Annotated in this window: 12 protein-coding genes and 1 tRNA gene; 3 read left to right on the top strand and 10 right to left on the bottom strand. The window is 42.4% G+C overall.

Annotation, left to right across the window (positions count from 1 at the left end; genetic code table 11):
* Positions 1 to 506 precede the first annotated feature (506 nt).
* The gene (locus tag G3R48_RS15770) at positions 507 to 947 is read left to right on the top strand and encodes a DUF4124 domain-containing protein (RefSeq protein WP_153666177.1); all 441 of its coding nucleotides are present in this window, start codon (positions 507 to 509) and stop codon (positions 945 to 947) included.
* 101 nt (positions 948 to 1,048) lie between these two features.
* Here G3R48_RS15770 and clpB read toward each other — a convergent pair whose 3' ends face one another.
* The 3 genes from clpB to rluD form a co-directional block, all read right to left on the bottom strand.
* Entirely contained in the window at positions 1,049 to 3,622 is a 2,574-nt protein-coding gene (gene clpB / locus G3R48_RS15765) for an ATP-dependent chaperone ClpB (RefSeq protein ID WP_153666176.1), read from the bottom strand.
* Between the two features lie 246 nt (positions 3,623 to 3,868).
* Entirely contained in the window at positions 3,869 to 4,648 is a 780-nt protein-coding gene (pgeF, locus tag G3R48_RS15760) for a peptidoglycan editing factor PgeF (protein ID WP_153666175.1), read from the bottom strand.
* Positions 4,648 to 5,622 carry a 23S rRNA pseudouridine(1911/1915/1917) synthase RluD gene (gene rluD / locus G3R48_RS15755; RefSeq protein ID WP_153666174.1) on the bottom strand — a complete coding sequence of 325 codons (975 nt, stop codon included), beginning with the start codon at positions 5,620 to 5,622 and terminating at the stop codon, positions 4,648 to 4,650. The genes pgeF and rluD overlap by 1 nt, the downstream gene beginning before the upstream one ends.
* A gap of 123 nt (positions 5,623 to 5,745) precedes the next feature.
* Between rluD and G3R48_RS15750 the strand changes: the two genes are divergently transcribed.
* Positions 5,746 to 6,510 (top strand): outer membrane protein assembly factor BamD, encoded by a 765-nt coding sequence (locus G3R48_RS15750; RefSeq protein WP_153666173.1) that lies wholly within the window; start codon positions 5,746 to 5,748, stop codon positions 6,508 to 6,510.
* A gap of 105 nt (positions 6,511 to 6,615) precedes the next feature.
* On the opposite strand, the gene G3R48_RS15745 is transcribed toward G3R48_RS15750, so the two are convergent.
* Genes G3R48_RS15745 through G3R48_RS15735 form a run of 3 tightly spaced genes read right to left on the bottom strand, consistent with a single transcriptional unit; the run spans position 6,616 to position 10,735 of the window.
* Positions 6,616 to 7,683 (bottom strand): 3-oxoacyl-ACP synthase III family protein, encoded by a 1,068-nt coding sequence (locus G3R48_RS15745; protein ID WP_153666172.1) that lies wholly within the window; start codon positions 7,681 to 7,683, stop codon positions 6,616 to 6,618.
* Positions 7,674 to 8,360: a hypothetical protein gene (locus tag G3R48_RS15740; protein WP_153666171.1), complete on the bottom strand. Its 687-nt coding sequence runs from the start codon at positions 8,358 to 8,360 to the stop codon at positions 7,674 to 7,676. The genes G3R48_RS15745 and G3R48_RS15740 overlap by 10 nt, the downstream gene beginning before the upstream one ends.
* Before the next feature lie 32 nt (positions 8,361 to 8,392).
* Positions 8,393 to 10,735 (bottom strand): efflux RND transporter permease subunit, encoded by a 2,343-nt coding sequence (locus G3R48_RS15735; RefSeq protein ID WP_153666170.1) that lies wholly within the window; start codon positions 10,733 to 10,735, stop codon positions 8,393 to 8,395.
* Between the two features lie 280 nt (positions 10,736 to 11,015).
* On the opposite strand from G3R48_RS15735, the gene G3R48_RS15730 reads away from it, so the two are divergent.
* Positions 11,016 to 11,091, top strand: a tRNA-Phe gene (locus G3R48_RS15730).
* Between the two features lie 330 nt (positions 11,092 to 11,421).
* Here the strand turns inward: G3R48_RS15730 and recJ are convergent.
* From recJ to brnQ, 4 genes are all read right to left on the bottom strand, one after another.
* Positions 11,422 to 13,146 (bottom strand): single-stranded-DNA-specific exonuclease RecJ, encoded by a 1,725-nt coding sequence (recJ, locus tag G3R48_RS15725; RefSeq protein WP_153666169.1) that lies wholly within the window; start codon positions 13,144 to 13,146, stop codon positions 11,422 to 11,424.
* Between the two features lie 71 nt (positions 13,147 to 13,217).
* Positions 13,218 to 13,943, bottom strand: coding sequence for a bifunctional protein-disulfide isomerase/oxidoreductase DsbC (gene dsbC / locus G3R48_RS15720; protein ID WP_153666168.1), 726 nt, complete (start codon positions 13,941 to 13,943; stop codon positions 13,218 to 13,220).
* A gap of 118 nt (positions 13,944 to 14,061) precedes the next feature.
* Positions 14,062 to 14,964 (bottom strand): site-specific tyrosine recombinase XerD, encoded by a 903-nt coding sequence (xerD, locus tag G3R48_RS15715; RefSeq protein ID WP_212593390.1) that lies wholly within the window; start codon positions 14,962 to 14,964, stop codon positions 14,062 to 14,064.
* Positions 14,965 to 15,038: 74 nt separating this feature from the next.
* Entirely contained in the window at positions 15,039 to 16,346 is a 1,308-nt protein-coding gene (brnQ, locus tag G3R48_RS15710) for a branched-chain amino acid transport system II carrier protein (protein WP_153666167.1), read from the bottom strand.
* Positions 16,347 to 16,579: the final 233 nt, after the last annotated feature.

The following is a 16,579-nucleotide window of genomic DNA, read 5'->3' as shown; positions in this document are numbered from 1 at the left end:
GCAGAAGCTGTTATGCCGTGTCAGTGGATGCGCATTATAGGCAGATTTGAGAACGGCGCAAGGGCTTTTTTAAGGTTTATTTAAAAAAACTCTCCACTTGATTAGCATTACAGCAATTACCTTATTTTTTAACCAATATGATTAAAAAAAGTACACCCTTTAGGCTTTTTAACAAGGTTTCAACTGACAATCATCTCATCTCTAATATAGGTTTAATTTGAAAAGTAGGCTTTTGGGGGATAATTAGCGCTTATTAATTGTGTTTTATTTCTATCATTGCCACAAACTGAGGGTAAGTTTCGCATGTTGCAACATTAGGGAGTTGTCTTATTGTGTAACTGAGCGATGTCTGCGTGAAGATGTTTATCTTTTTACTCACTATAGCTTTATTTATCGGCCTATTTATTTCCTCGCTGTGAGTTATTTTCCTAATAATGATTGGATTTCTATGACAGATAGCCTATTTTGGTTTTATTAAAGAAGGAAATGACATAGATAGGAATGACATGACATATTGCCGCACAATTACTTTAACGTTGCTGTTAGCAATGAGTCCACTGGCAACAGCTGGCGTTATTTACACTTGGGTCGATGAACAAGGCGTTTCCCACTATAGTGAGCAAGCCCCCAAAGGCGTTGTAGCAACCAAACTTTATAGTGAAAATATTGAGCCAGGTAAAACAGGGTATCTGGCGCCAAAGAAGAAAGCAGAAACAAAGCATGATATGACAGAGTTAGAAAAGTCTGCCGCGATTATTAATGCTACTGATAAAGAACAAGCTAAAAAACTATGTGATAGTGCCAAACACAGTTTATCTGTACTGACTACCTATCAACGCTTAACTCGAAAAAATGAAAAAACAGGTGAGACAGAACAACTCACTGATAAACAGAAAAAACAAGCTATAGCTGAAAATACAGAGCGACAAAAGTTATTCTGTAAATAACCTTAATAACATATAAAGAAGGGAGCTTATGCTCCCTTCTTTATATTCAACTATTTCATCTTCACTTTTAGCGCTAACTCAATATCTATTTATGTTGTTATCTATTGGGAAAAGGCGAGTTGTTCATTAACTAATTCTACACGAATCGTTTTACCCGGTATTAACGTCCCTTTTAATATCAGCTGCGCTAATGGATTTTCTATTTCTTGCTGCAATGCCCTTTTTAATGGCCTTGCACCATATGCAGGATTAAAGCCTACCTCCGCCACCCACGCTAAAGCTTGCGGCGTAACACTAAGACCATACTCTTTTTCTGCTAACCTTGCTTTGAGGTTTTGTAGCTGAATTTTAGCAATATACGTAATATGATCTGCCGCCAACGGGTGAAATACGACGCTTTCATCTACACGGTTTAAAAACTCCGGTCTAAATGATTGCGTTACTTCGTTCATCACCTGCGCTTTCATGTTTGAATAATCAAGCTGCTCAAATTGTTCTTGAATAACTTCAGAACCCAAGTTTGATGTCATGATCACAACGGTATTTCTAAAATCGACGGTTCTACCTTGGCCGTCAGTCAAACGTCCATCATCAAGCACTTGCAATAAAATATTAAATACGTCTGGATGCGCTTTTTCTACTTCATCAAGTAAAATAACCGAATAGGGTTTACGGCGCACGGCTTCAGTTAAGTAGCCACCTTCTTCATAACCCACATATCCTGGAGGCGCACCTACTAGTCTTGATACAGCATGCTTTTCCATAAACTCAGACATGTCGATACGAACCATTGCGGCTTCGGTATCAAATAAAAATTTTGCCAGTGATTTACACAGCTCAGTTTTACCAACACCTGTTGGGCCGAGAAATAAGAACGAACCAATTGGACGGTTAGGGTCAGCTAATCCTGCGCGGCTTCGACGAATCGCATTAGATACGGCATTAACGGCTTCATCTTGACCAATGACTCTTTCATGCAGTGCTTGTTCCATATTAAGGAGCTTTTCTCGCTCCCCTTCCAGCATTTTTGCGACTGGAATACCTGTCGCACGCGACAAGACTTCAGCAATTTCAACATCAGTGACTTTATTACGCAGTAATGTCATGTCTTGCATTTCAGCTTGCGATGCTAAATCTAATTGTTTTTCAAGCTCTGGAATACGGCCATATTGCAGCTCTGACATACGCGTTAAGTCGCCAGCCCGGCGCGCAACCTCTAAGTCCATTCGTGCCTGTTCTAAATCGGCTTTAATATGTTGGGTACCAGCAAGGGCTGCTTTTTCGGTATGCCAAATTTCGTTTAGTTCGTTGGCGTTAACTTCAACATCTTTTAACTCAAGCTGTAAATGCGTTAAGCGTTTGCGGCTAGCTTCGTCTTCTTCTTTAGCTAAAGCTTGTTCTTCTAGCTTTAGCTGAATCGCACGGCGCTCAAGCCTATCAAGGGTTTCTGGTTTTGAGTCAATTTGCAAACGAATGCTCGATGCTGCTTCATCAATTAAGTCGATGGCTTTATCGGGAAGTTTACGATCAGAAATATAGCGGTGAGACATACTGGCCGCCGCCACGATGGCAGGATCGGTTATTTCAACATGATGATGTAGCTCGTAACGCTCTTTTAACCCGCGCAAAATGGCAATGGTGTCTTCAACATTAGGCTCATCGACCACCACTTTTTGAAAACGACGTTCTAGTGCGGCATCTTTTTCAACATATTGTCGATATTCATCTAAGGTTGTCGCGCCAACACAATGCAGCTCACCTCGGGCAAGTGCTGGTTTAAGCATATTCCCAGCATCCATTGACCCCTCGCCTTTGCCTGCACCAACCATGGTGTGCAGTTCATCGATAAATAAAATGACTTGGCCCTCTTCTTGGGCAAGCTCATTAAGTACTGCCTTTAAGCGTTCTTCAAATTCACCACGATATTTAGCCCCTGCAATCAGTGAGCCCATATCTAGCGACAATACGCGTTTGTTTTTAATGCCTTCAGGGACTTCGCCATTAACAATACGTTGTGCAAGCCCTTCAACAATGGCTGTTTTACCGACACCTGGCTCACCAATTAACACTGGGTTGTTTTTACTGCGACGTTGCAAGACTTGAATCGTGCGGCGGATTTCATCGTCACGGCCAATCACAGGGTCTAACTTACCTTGCTCGGCACGCTCAGTTAAATCAACGGTGAATTTTTTCAACGCTTGACGTTGATCTTCGGCGTTAGGGTCATCCACATTTTGGCCGCCGCGCATTTGCTCAATGCTCTGTTCCATTAATGGTTTGGTTGCACCCGACTCTTTCAACGCTTTGGCTAAAGCATCATTCCCCTCTAAGGCAGCCAAAATAAACAGTTCAGATGAAATGTATTTATCTTTGCGCTTTTGCGACAACTTATCACACAAATTTAATAACCGAATGAGCCCTTGAGACAACTGCACGTCTGCGCCAATGCCATCAACCTGCGCAAGACGTTCAAGGTCTTGGCTTAATTTAGAGCGTAATACGCTCACTTTAATTCCCGCTTGGGTTAACAATGGATGAATCGAGCCGGAGTCTTGATTTAACAACGCCATCATTAAATGCGTAGGCTCAATAAATTGATGATCACGCCCTAGCGCCAACGACTGGGCATCAGAAATAGCTATTTGAAATTTGTTAGTCATACGATCAAGTCTCATATCACTTCCTATTATCTGGTACTATTATGAAAATTTAGGCTTTTTAATAAAGCGCAACTACTTCTATTTATGGGGATGATTTGCATATTTTCAAGTGTTAATCACAGCGACTAAAATGGCAAAACATGTACTTGGCGGTGTGTATTTAATTAAGCTTATAAAAAGCACTGCGCAATAACGTCAATGGCATCCCTCTCTAAAAAAATGCACAAACCACACTTCAAAAAGGTACTGTTACATCGCTTATTATGACTTTAGCCACACCAATGTTGCTTGGCGGCCGGTTTGTTGCTCGCGTCGATAAGAGAAAAAATCGAGGTTTGATACCGTACATTCATCGCTACTATATATATCGTTCACACCCATTGCGGTTAATCGCTGCTGTGCTAGTTGATATATATTGGCCAAATATTTTTGCGGTAATAAGGAAGGAGATGATTCAAGCGAATGATTAAAAGAGGTGTGATTGCTGGCAGTTACCGGGCGAAAACATACCTGCGCTTGAGGTTGTTTATCAATAAACGCTTGTCTGACTTCTGCGCCTACTTCAAATTGCTGCGGGCCTATTGCTGGGCCTAAATACGCCATTAATTGTGATGGCGAAGCGTTAAACATTTGCAGTGCTTGTTCAATAATGCCATGACATAAACCGCGCCAACCAGCATGCACAGCTGCGACTTCTGTGCCTGCTTTATTGCATATCACCACCGGTAAACAATCTGCGGTCATCACCGTGCAAACGATATGAGCTTGATTGGTGTAACTGCCATCGGCCGTAAAAGGCAATGTCTTTGGTTGCGGATTATTCAGCACGATGGTGCTATGGACTTGTTCAAGCCAAATTGGCTCTGCAGGAAGAGCCAATTGCTTAACTAATAATTGGCGATTTTGGGCGACGAGGTTAATGTCGTCCCCCACATGAGTACCCACATTTAAACTTGAAAAAGGCGCTCGGCTGACACCGTTAAAACGGTCAGTAAATGCTAAGCCCACATTTTCAGGTACTGGCCACTCATGTTGCCACATTAGATGTACTCGATAGGGTTAAGCTCTAAATCTTTACGCATCGCCTTAGCCAATTGCACCATGTCATCTGGCACTGGCGCATGCCAAGTCATCACTTCACAAGTAAACGGATGGGCTAACTCTAAACGCACCGCATGCAAAGCTTGACGCTTAAAGTCTTTCAATACATTGAAAAATTCTTCACTTGCCGCTTTTGGTGGACGAGGACGACCACCATAAACAGGATCGCCTGCCAATACATGGCCAATATACGCCATGTGCACCCTAATTTGGTGAGTACGACCAGTTTCTAGGCGCAAACGTAATCGAGTATGGGCGCGGAACTTTTCTGCAACACGATAATGCGTGACAGAAGGTCTACCACCGTGAATGACCGCCATTTGCGTCCGTTTGGTTTCGTGACGGTCTATCGGCTCGTCAACCATGCCACCAGCCGTCATCGTGCCTGTGACAATCGCCTCATATTCGCGGATAATTTCACGAGCTTGCAGCGCGGCAACTAAATGCGTTTGCGCTTCAACCGTTTTAGCTACCACCATTAAACCGGTAGTGTCTTTATCTAAACGGTGAACAATCCCAGCTCTTGGGACATGCTCAATCGCTGGATGATGATGCAATAGTGCATTCATTAATGTGCCATCAGCATTACCTGCACCAGGATGAACCACTAAACCCGCTTGTTTATTAACTACAATGATATGGTCGTCTTCATAGACGATATCAAGGTCAATAGCTTGAGCTTGGGCTTTGACTTCTTCCTCAAGGGTGGCAGCGACTTCAATCACTTGTGTTTCAAAAACCTTTTCCCGTGGCTTATCAACTGTGATACCGTCAACGCTAACTGCACCAGATAGGATCCATTCTTTGATGCGTGTACGCGAATAATCAGGGAACAATTCGGCTAAAGCTCTGTCCAATCTTAAACCGGTTTGTATTGCTGTGATTTCGCTTTTTAGATTAATCTCTTGTGTCATATGAACCGTACCCCATAAAAGGGTCCAAAGTGAATGTGCTATCTGTTACAATCGGATGTTTTCTATTTTACCGTGAAATGGAAAAATTCTTAACAACAACTTATAAAAGAATTGAATTCAAGTATGTATAAATATGCAAAAGGTATCGCAATTATCATAGCGTCATTGACACTAACTGCTTGTAGTAGCAACCAATCTGATGAAGATGACATTGTAAATAAAGCCTCTCCAGAAGTCCTTTATAAACAAGCTCGCACTTCGATGGAATTAGGGAATTATTCCAAAGCAGTCCGTTCTTTAGAAGCATTAGACTCTCGTTACCCATTTGGCGCCCACAAAACCCAAGTGCAGCTTGACCTAATTTTTGCTTATTACAAGATGGATGATGTTGCTTCTGGTATTGCCAATATCGACAGGTTTATTCGCTTAAATCCAACCCACCCAAATATTGATTACGTTTATTATTTGCGTGGTTTAACCAATATGCAGGCGGATAATTATTTATTCCATGAAATGATGAATATTGATCGTACCGATCGCGATCCTAAAAATGCCCAAGAAGCATTCCGAGATTTCGAGCGATTAATTAAAACCTACCCAAACAGTTTATATGCAGCTGACGCTGAAAAGCGGATGCATTATTTAAAAAACCGTTTAGCAAAATATTCAATTAAAGTTGCAGAATATTATATCAAAATGGGTGCATGGAGTGCTGCAGCAGGTCGTGGACAAGTTGTACTGGAGAAGTTCCCTGGAACGCCGTCAACGGAACGCGCATTAGAAATTATGGTAAAAGCTTATGACGAGTTAGGCCAAGATAAACTTAAGCAAAATGCATTATCAGTATTAAAAGCGAACTACCCTGACAGTAAAGCATTAGCCTTATAGTCAAGTCATAGTAACGCAACACATATACTGTCTGCTTTACTACGCTAAAATGAATAAAGCCCGATATTGCATCGGGCTTTTTGTTTTTGTTATTTAAAATGATGATTAAATATTGATGCCTTCATGGTGTTGGTAGACAAAACCACCATATAAATATTTCGTCGCCTCCGCACCAAGTATCGCGACTTTCTCACCATGTCGTAGTTTTCCTGAATGAATTAACTTAGCCAGACTGACCCAAATGGCTGCGGAGCCTAAATTTCCACATTGTTTGGCATCATTAACAATCCGCTGTGGGCTTATGCCTAACGCTTGAGCCATTAGCACATCAATATGGCCATTGGCCTGATGCGGTAAAATATAAGCAAAGTCGTCCAGCTGATAGCCGCGACTTTGCAATGCTTGCCAGCCAAGTTCAAATAATTGGCTGCCCTGCTCTCGCACCGCTTGAGTATTATGATGAAAACGCGCCATGTGTTTATCACCGACATCTTTTGAGCCTGAATCAAGATAAAAACCGGGTGTTTTTTGATGGCCTACCTGGCCTAAATAAATATCAGAAATAATGGCTTTATTAGCATGTTTAGGGCCAACAATCGTCGCCGCGGCGCCATCGCCCATTTGCACGTAATTAACCAACTGCTCGGTATCAATAAATGCTTTGTCCATATCAAAATACACCGAGCCAGTTTCAACCCCAACAATGGCAACGGCTTGCTGACTTGCATGACAAAAGGCTGAGGCGATTTGTAATCCATTGGCAAAACCAGTACACGCTTGGCGCAATTCTAAATAAGGCCCATGGTATGCCAATACATCGGCAAGCCATGCCGCATTAGGCGGTACTTGGGTATGTGGCGTGCAAGTATGAGTAATTAAATAGTCGAGATCATTTGCTGACAAGCCTGCTTGCGCTAAGGCTCTAGTCAGCACTTGTTGGCTAAGTTCAATACTTGAAGGAGACGTCGTGCTGGTCGCTTGGGTTAAGTCGCGCGTTAAGTGCCGTCCTTCAATACCCAGGCGTTTAGTAATACTTTTTGCTTTGCGCGCAGCAAGGCGGCCACAACGCTCACTTAAAGCAGCTAATAACACCTCATTGGTGACCTGCGCATGAGGTAATTGATGGGCAACGGCATATAAAGATAAATCATGTGCGGCAAATTTTACTGCCATTTTCGCTCCAGTTTTTTGTGTAAATCATCTAAACACACCCCCATATGTTCAAAGGCTTTGTCTTGAGTGGTTAATAGCCTAAATAAGTCTTTGCTCACTACTTCTTGCTGCTGAGCAAAATTATCACTAGTTGCACCTAATAATATGGCGTGATGGCGACTGACATACACATGTTTAGCTTCATCTTTTTTTATTAAGCCGCACAGCTGACTAAAGCGATGCGTGCGACCTAATTTACCGTGTTCAAAAGCATGCATTATGTGTGTCACGCAAGTATCTAAGGTGGCAATTCTAACAAAGTGCTGTTGGTAGTTATCAACCCTGCCAAGTTGAGTATAAAAACGTTTTGCCATGCGCTGCACCTTAATGGTATCGGTTAATACCGGCAGATTGTCGGTCACTTGTTGCAGGGCAATATCATGACGGCATTCGTCCGACTCCACTTCTCTTAGGGCATTAATTAACAATTGCCGCTGCATCTTAATAAGGTCATCATCACCATTATTGAGCCGAGCAATTTCTTGATTAAAAACCAACTGCGCAGATTGCTCACCGCATAATAATAAAGGTAATAAACAGGTCATCATTTCTGACTGCTTATCGTTAAATTGCAGTGGACGGTCATGTTGTAGGCTTATCCAATCTTGTAAGCGCCACGCGTTATTATGTTGACTCACACTTGGCACGGTCGCCTTACCGAAACATCGCCTCATAATGGCCTCCGGATTAACCAATGGTAAATAACGGGCAGCACCAGTACATCAAATATCCACGCAAATGAAATAACAATGCATGACAATAAACTCAGTTGAGCAATGGGGCCAAAGTCTGACAATAATCCGATGCCAAACCCTAAAACTAACGTCAATGTGGTGAAGGTCACAACCGGGATAATATGACGATAACTTGCCCAAAAAGCATGGGTAACTTCAGTTTCAGTTATTGGTGGGGAGGGCGCATTAAGGGCTGTACTTGATGACGCATGTGATGGTAAATCTTGACTTGTAGAAGGTAGTTTGAGCATTAGGTGTAAAGTGTCATCGACAATAATACCCAGCATAATGCCCAGTACCACAGCGCTACCTAAACTGATAAAACCGCCAAAGGCTTGCCAAACACCAAACATCCACAACAAAGGCAAAAAGTTAAGCAGTAAACCAACAATAGCAAACACCACGCTACGTTTTAGCATCCCCAAAATAACCGACAGCAACAGCAATGCCAGTGCAAACGATGCCAACATGCTTTTGGCATTCTCTAAACATAAATGCGCAAACAACAAATTACTGCTCAGTGCGGGACTTAACGTCAATTGAGGATTATTGTCTATTAACCAAGCGTTTACTTTGGTTTCAAAGTCTACCATTTGCCTTGCGCTTAATGAGTGTAAATACAGTGTCATTAAACTTGATTTAAAGCCTTGAGAGATTTCGGCCTGAACACCTAATTGCGCCACGGTGTTGTGCTCAACAATTCGCTTAAATTGGCTTGCGGTTAAACCAGAACTTTTTACCCAGTCACCAACATGAAGCACTTTTTTAACTTCCGGTTGTTGTTTTAAATAACGGGAAAACTTATAGAGGAAGGACAAATAGGCTTTATCGTAAATGGCATAAGGTTCAGTATGCACCTCATAATGCAACATGTTAATGCCATAAAAATATTGCTGCATTTTTTTATGCGACAAGCTAAATGGATTGTCGTCAGGAAAATAACTCAAAGGATCGTCATTTAAGGTTAACTTAGCACTACTAACTGCGCCTAGGGCTGACAAAGTCAGCACCAAAGCGCACACTTTTTTGCGATGTGCTGTGGCTAACTGCGCTAATTTAGTCACACTTGCAAAGCCATGAAGGTGTGCCATTGAGGCCGATGTAGCCTGTTTATCTTTGGTTGACGTCGTGGTGGCTTTTGATGCCAATAACACCAATAAGCTGTGACATAAAATATAATGACATACCACTGCAACCGCCACCAAAATACCGAATGCTTGAATAGGAGGTGATGGGCTAACAACCAACAATGCAAAGCCAATAGTGGTGGTTAAGGTGGCAAAAAATAACGGGCTACGGTTGTCATTAAAGCTATTGAGTAATGCAGCAGGGACTGCGCCGTGATTGATACTGTTGTTACCAGTATGCATAGGATGGTTACTATGCTGGTTAACGTGATGCTCAGCATCACGTTCACCAACCGAAGTGTTAATGCGCTGACACCAACCTAAATATAAATGAGCTGAATACGCTAAAGACAGCGTGACCACAATAACAGGAATAAATGCACTAATAGCCGCTAAGGTTAAATTAAACCACCCAGCAACGCCCAAGGTGACCCATAAGGTAATCATACAATTTAAGGCAATGGCAGCCAGCCACCAACGCGAACGAATAAAGCTCATTGCCATTAGTACCACAATGATAGCTAAACCAGGGCCAAACCAACTTAAGTCATGGCGCAACACTTTAATGTATTGCCAGTTAAGCGACTCAGTCCCGTTTAAAAACACATTCACATCGTTAGCTTGCCAGTATGTTTGTGCCAAGGCATTAATGCGATCAATATGATGCTCTCTCCATAAGGTCGTGTTATGAAATAAATGGCGGTCAGACTGATTAAAGGCGAGGGTTAAAATGATGGCTTTGCTATCTTTTGACAGCACTAAAGGCAAACGTGGATGGTGTTTGTAACTTAAAATAGGCGAATGCTGCTGTGATGGATTGATAAAATCGGCATAGCCAGAAACATTATCAATTAAGCTGTCTTGATTAAGCTCACTGATAAAGTGTTGCAGTTGTTGTTTGCGGTTTAATTGCAGCCAACTTTGAGGTGACTCTAACAACATTAAAAATTGATCGTTACGATCAAAATGCTGCCCAAGCTGTGTCACGCCAATAAAACCTTGATCATCTTTAGCGAAGTAATCGTTAAAATTGACGTCTAAATCTACCCGCATGATCCCCAATGTTGCCCAAATAAGTAAGGTGAGCAAGGCGGTAAATATCAGCAGCGGACGTTTATAACTAAAATGAATGAGTTTCTGTTGCCAATACAATTGTTTGCTCTCAAAAGTCGGGGGAATTAACGGGTTAATAACAAGACCGAGAATAAGCCATTTTTCATTCACTAATTGATTGAAATAATTTCATTCGTTATCTTATTCAATGATGAACTTCACGATTTAATCGTCATTCCAATCAATGATACGTATTCCCCCTACCTTAGCTTACTAAACACTCTGTTTGTGGAAAAGTTAGACAAACAAATGCATAAAATCAGTTTTTTTAAAAAACAGTTTGACTCCGAGGCATAAAAACCGTTTAATAGCGCCCGTTGCCCGAATAGCTCAGTCGGTAGAGCAGAGGATTGAAAATCCTCGTGTCCCTGGTTCGATTCCGGGTTCGGGCACCATATTCTAAGGTGCTGATAATATCGGCAGCTAAAAAAGCCTCGCATTGCGAGGCTTTTTTGTATCTGCTATTTGGATTTGGCCTTGACTCACATTATCAATATTGTTGTGCTTTAACCTTTAACTGTTTGGCTTGAATATTAAATCGGCCATTCATTCCCCATACAATAAACTCAAGCTTAACGCCTTATTTAAGTACCAGTCAGCCATGTTGATATGATTGTAATACTTGCGCGCTAAAGTAGCATTCTGGCGGTAATGGCACATTATAAACAGCTTAACAGATGTGAGTGTTCAATGGATTTAAAGCATATTAGCAGGGCCAATAGCCATTACATAGGCTCGATATACTCAACCATTAACTGCACCGTTTGATTACCGCGATACTCATTTACATCTAACTTAAATGCCACTCTTGCATGGTTAATGGTGGCGTCTGGCCAAATATCAAGGTCAATATTAAAGGCGATGGCATCAAGCATTAAACTGCCGCATTCAGTTTCAACGAGGAGTTTAAGGTGTTTTTCACCCACAATGCGTTGCTGTAAAATTTTAAAATAGCCGTCAAATACCGGTTCTTCAAACGCTTGCCCCCAAGGGCCAGCTTGTCTAAGCATGTGCGCAGTTTCAAGGTTAAGTTGTTCAACGCTTAACTCGCCATCTGACAACACTTCTCCTGCTAACGCCTCGGGGTTTAACGTCTTTTTGACCATATCATCATACGCTTGGCAAAAATCCTGAAAACGCGCAGCATGTAACGACAACCCCGCCGCCATCGCATGACCACCAAATTTAATGATCATTCCAGGGTGTTGAGTGTTAATCGCATCAAGCAAGTCACGCATGTGCAAGCCTTTAATTGAGCGAGCAGAGCCTTTTATTTCACCTTCTCCTGCATCTGCAAAAGCAATCACCGGGCGGTGATAACGGTCTTTAATGCGCGACGCTACAATGCCAATCACCCCTTGATGCCAATCATCTTGAAATAAAGCTATTCCCCACGGCAACTCGTCTTCATTTAGCGACATGGCTTCAATAAACTTCAACGCTTCTTGCTGCATGCCTGCTTCTAACTCGCGGCGCTCTTGGTTGAGGCCATCAAGTTCTGCTGCCATTTGCCTTGCGCGCATGATGTCATTGCATAACAGCGTTTCTACGCCTAATGCCATTTCATCTAACCGCCCTGCCGCATTGAGGCGCGGACCAACTGCAAAGCCAAAGTCAGCTGCCACTAATTTTTGTGGGTCACGCTTACCGACCTCAAGCAATGCGGTGATACCTGGGCGACAACGCCCGGCTTTCACCCGCTGCATACCCGCTTGTACTAAGCGGCGATTATTGGCATCAAGCGCCACGACATCAGCCACTGTACCTAGCGCCACAATGTCTAATAGGTTGGCTAAGTTTGGCTCGGCAATATTGTTATCAACAAACCAACCACGCTTAGCTAAGGTGGCTCGTAATACGGACATAAGATAAAAAGCGACCCCTACACCTGCAATCGACTTACTGGCAAACTCGCACCCAAGCTGGTTAGGGTTAACAATGGCATCAGCATTGGGTATATCCCGCCCCGGTAAGTGATGATCTGTTACCACCACTTGCATACCTGCCGCTTTTGCCGCCGCCACCCCTTCTATCGATGAAATACCATTATCAACGGTCACTAACAGTTGTGCTCCACGCTGGTGAGCAACACTGACAATTTCAGGGCTTAATCCATAACCGTATTCAAATCGATTAGGAATTAAATAACTGACATTGGTGGCCCCCATCATTTGCAACGCCAACAAACACACCGTGGTAGATGTCGCGCCATCGGCATCAAAGTCTCCGACAATCATAATCGCGCGCTGCTCAGCAATGGCGTCAGCAACAATATTGCTGGCAATATCAATGCCTTTCATCTGCTCTGGGCGCAATAAATGCTTTAGGGTTAAATCATATTGCTCTGTCAACACGCCTCGACGTGCATATAACTGCCTTAATAAAGGCGAATCAATGGCATTAAGGTGGGAGTCATCAACTTGTGCGCGACGAACAATAGAATGGGACATGCAGACCTTTTAATAGCAAAAAAACAGAAAAAAAAGGTGAACCTAACGTTCACCTTGGTAGACTTTATTGACTATAGATTTCTTTCAATCGTCTTCAGTAACTGTTGTGGTGGTTGGTAACCTGGCACAATAGTCCCATTGGCTAATACGATGGCGGGTGTGCCACTAATACCAAAGGTTTGACCTAGCTTGTATTGCGCCGCAATATCAATATCACAATCAGCAGGCTTAATCTGCTCCCCTTCTTTGGCGTCAGTCATTGCTTTTAATGGATCTTTAGAACACCAAACCGCTTTCATTTCATCAGCATTAGCAGACGGAATACCGCGGCGTGGGTAGGCTAAGTAACGAATGGTGATACCAAGGTCATTGTATTCTTGCATTTGGCTATGCAATTTACGGCAATAGGCACAATCAACATCGGTAAAGACTGTGACAACGTATTTTTCGTCTTTAGCTTTATATACCAACATTTTATCTTCAAAAGGTTTTAACATCGCCAAACGCGGACCTGCAAGTGACGCTTCAGTAAGGTTTTTCATTTGATTTTCCATGTCATAAATATTGCCATGGAAAAGTTTGCTGCCGTCTTCAGTGATATATAACACACCGCGATCGGTAATGGCTTGGTAAAGTCCGTCAATTGGCGCTTTACTCATTGAAACAACATCAACGCCAATGACTTCGGTTAACTTTTGTTTTAACACTTCTTCTTTGGTATAAGTTGGTGTTGCGGCAAGGGCTATCGGGGTAAAAATAAGGCCAACGACAAGGGCCAATGACTTACTGACTTTCATATGAATTCCTAATTTTACGGGTTCACGAATACAAGACCCGACCTAATGAGCAAAAGTTACCGTTAATAATGGTCTAACGCAAATAAAATCCGCATTTTTGCTACTCGAAATATGTCAATTAACGACGAGGGTGATGGGTTTGATGTATTTGCTGTAATCGCGCCTTCGCGACATGGGTGTAAATTTGGGTGGTCGATAAGTCGGTGTGGCCTAATAGCAATTGAACGACACGTAAATCTGCACCATGATTTAATAAATGCGTCGCAAATGCATGGCGCAAAGTATGTGGGGATAACGGCGATGAAATACCTGCTCTTAATGCATAGAGTTTAATTCGATGCCAAAATGTTTGTCTGGTCATCATTTTTCCACGCTTAGAAGGAAACAACACATCTGAGGTTTTTTCATTAAGCAATATTGGCCGAGCAGACTTAATATAAGCCATCACCTCACTCACCGCTAACTCGCCTAATGGTACTAAGCGTTCTTTACCGCCTTTACCAACAATGCGCACCAAGCCTTGATTCAAACTCATTTGTTCCATGGTTAAACTGACCAACTCGGTCACCCGTAAACCACTTGCATACAAGACTTCTAGCATCGCTTTGTCACGACACTCAATGGGATCATCAATGTTTGGTTCATTAAGTAAACTATCAATTTGCGCCTCGGTTAATGCATCAGGCAAATGCCGAGCTTGTTTAGGAGACTCAATTAATGCGATGGGATCTTCACGGATCATTTTAGTGCGAATTAAATAGCCGTAAAACCGCCGTAAACTGCTGAGCAGTCTGGCGGTACTCGATTTGGCATAACCTTGCTCAACCCGAAAACTCAAATATTCACGCACATTGTCACTGCTAACCTTAATTAATGTGGACTGATGTTTGCTGATATAGCGATGAAAGTGCTGCAGGTCAGTGCGATAAGAAACAAGGGTGTTATCACTCACCCCTTTATGAGACCAAAGGTCATCTAAAAAGGTGTCGATTAATGGTTCTGTAGATGAAGATGATGTCACAACTTTACTTAATAAAAAGGCGCTATGGATGAAAACATACCATAGCGCCCTTCATTGTCTCTAGCTTTTCTTATTTAAGCGGCTGTTTTTGCCTTAGGAATAAACAGGCAAGCGACCATCACTAATAACGTTGGAATAGCCCATGCCATGCCTTCACTTTGCAATGGGATCCAATTAAAGATGTTTACCTCAAAGCCGGCAGCTTTAATGCCATCAAAAATACCAAAGAATAATGCAATGGCCAACACAGCCCGATGCGCAAACTGTGGATTGGGATAAAAACGCGTTAAGAAAGTCACAAGTACTAATGCAATTGCCACAGGGTAAACCGTCATTAATACCGGAATACTGATTTTAATGAGTTCAGACAGTCCGACATTGGCAATGGTCGCACACACTAAACTAAAGAAAACCGCAAATTGTTTATAGCTGATTTTCGGTAGCAATTCGCTAAAGAAGTCCGAACAAGCAGAAACCAACCCAACCGCAGTCGTTAAGCATGCCAAGGTAACAACTGTCGACAACATAACAGTACCTAACGTGCCAAATTCATGGCTGACATAATTAGTCAAAATTTGACCACCATTATCAACCCCAGCCCCTAATTCACCTGCCGTTGCGCCTAAAAAAAACAATGAAATGTAGACAAAGGCTAATCCGCTTGCAGCAATCACTGCAGCACGAATTAAGTATTTAGTTTGTTGTCCCGATTCATTAATGCCCTTTTTGCGTAGTAAGTCGATAATCAACATACCAAACATTAATGACGCTAAGGTGTCCATGGTGTTATAGCCTTCAACAAAGCCTTTAATCAGGGCGTTATGTTGATAATCGCCTGTTGGTGCGCCGACTTCTGACCCCGGAATAATTAACACCGACAATGCCAATGCAATCAATAATAAAATGAGAATAGGAGTTAATACCTTACCGACGTTATCTAATAATTTGCCAGGAAATAGCGACAGCACCATCACAATACCGAAAAAGACAAAAGAATAGATAAGCTGGGCAACATTCAAACTCAACCCGCCAAGCATCAATATCGCGTCAGGGTTTTCAATAAAAGGTCTTGCGCCGATTTCATACGCAACTAATCCGGTTCTTGGGGCGGCAAATGCAGGGCCAATGATGATATAAATCGACACCGCTAATGCAGTGGCAGCAAACGCTGGCAGCATTGACATGATTTTGCCTTTGGCTTTTGCCACAGCAATTAAACCAATGAGCGGTAAACCAACAGCCGTAATTAAGAAACCAATCATCGCCATTGGCATATTTTCACCGGCTAACATGCCAGCAAAAGGGGGGAAAATAAGGTTACCTGCGCCCAAAAAGAAGGCGAAGGTCATAAAACCAAGTCCTAACGTATCTGTTAGGGTCATATTGCTCGAATGCACGCGATTACTTCCTATTATGATTATAAGTATTTTTTTAACTTAAGGGATTACTCACATTTTATCTACCATTGGTGCGAACACTTAACGTCACATGTAAAATATAAGTTATCAGTGAATGTAATAATAGCTGTGAAAATTGTCATTGGGTAGCGAGAATAATGTCACTGTTTTATGGTCAATACGATTAGTCACACTTTCAATACAGCGTTTATATCCCT

This window comes from Shewanella intestini, from assembly GCF_018221465.1.
Lineage (GTDB): Bacteria > Pseudomonadota > Gammaproteobacteria > Enterobacterales > Shewanellaceae > Shewanella > Shewanella intestini.
This window is presented reverse-complemented; position numbering and strand designations above follow the sequence as displayed.

Bases quoted from the DNA above. Each gene is read 5' to 3' on its own strand.
- dsbC (WP_153666168.1), bottom strand. From the start codon at position 13,943: ATGAAAGTCAGTAAGTCATTGGCCCTTGTCGTTGGCCTTATTTTTACC.
- rluD (WP_153666174.1), bottom strand. From the start codon at position 5,622: ATGACACAAGAGATTAATCTAAAAAGCGAAATCACAGCAATACAAACC.
- G3R48_RS15750 (WP_153666173.1), top strand. From the start codon at position 5,746: ATGTATAAATATGCAAAAGGTATCGCAATTATCATAGCGTCATTGACA.
- clpB (WP_153666176.1), bottom strand. From the start codon at position 3,622: ATGAGACTTGATCGTATGACTAACAAATTTCAAATAGCTATTTCTGAT.
- recJ (WP_153666169.1), bottom strand. From the start codon at position 13,146: ATGTCCCATTCTATTGTTCGTCGCGCACAAGTTGATGACTCCCACCTT.
- G3R48_RS15770 (WP_153666177.1), top strand. From the start codon at position 507: ATGACATATTGCCGCACAATTACTTTAACGTTGCTGTTAGCAATGAGT.
- brnQ (WP_153666167.1), bottom strand. From the start codon at position 16,346: ATGACCCTAACAGATACGTTAGGACTTGGTTTTATGACCTTCGCCTTC.
- pgeF (WP_153666175.1), bottom strand. From the start codon at position 4,648: ATGTGGCAACATGAGTGGCCAGTACCTGAAAATGTGGGCTTAGCATTT.
- G3R48_RS15745 (WP_153666172.1), bottom strand. From the start codon at position 7,683: ATGGCAGTAAAATTTGCCGCACATGATTTATCTTTATATGCCGTTGCC.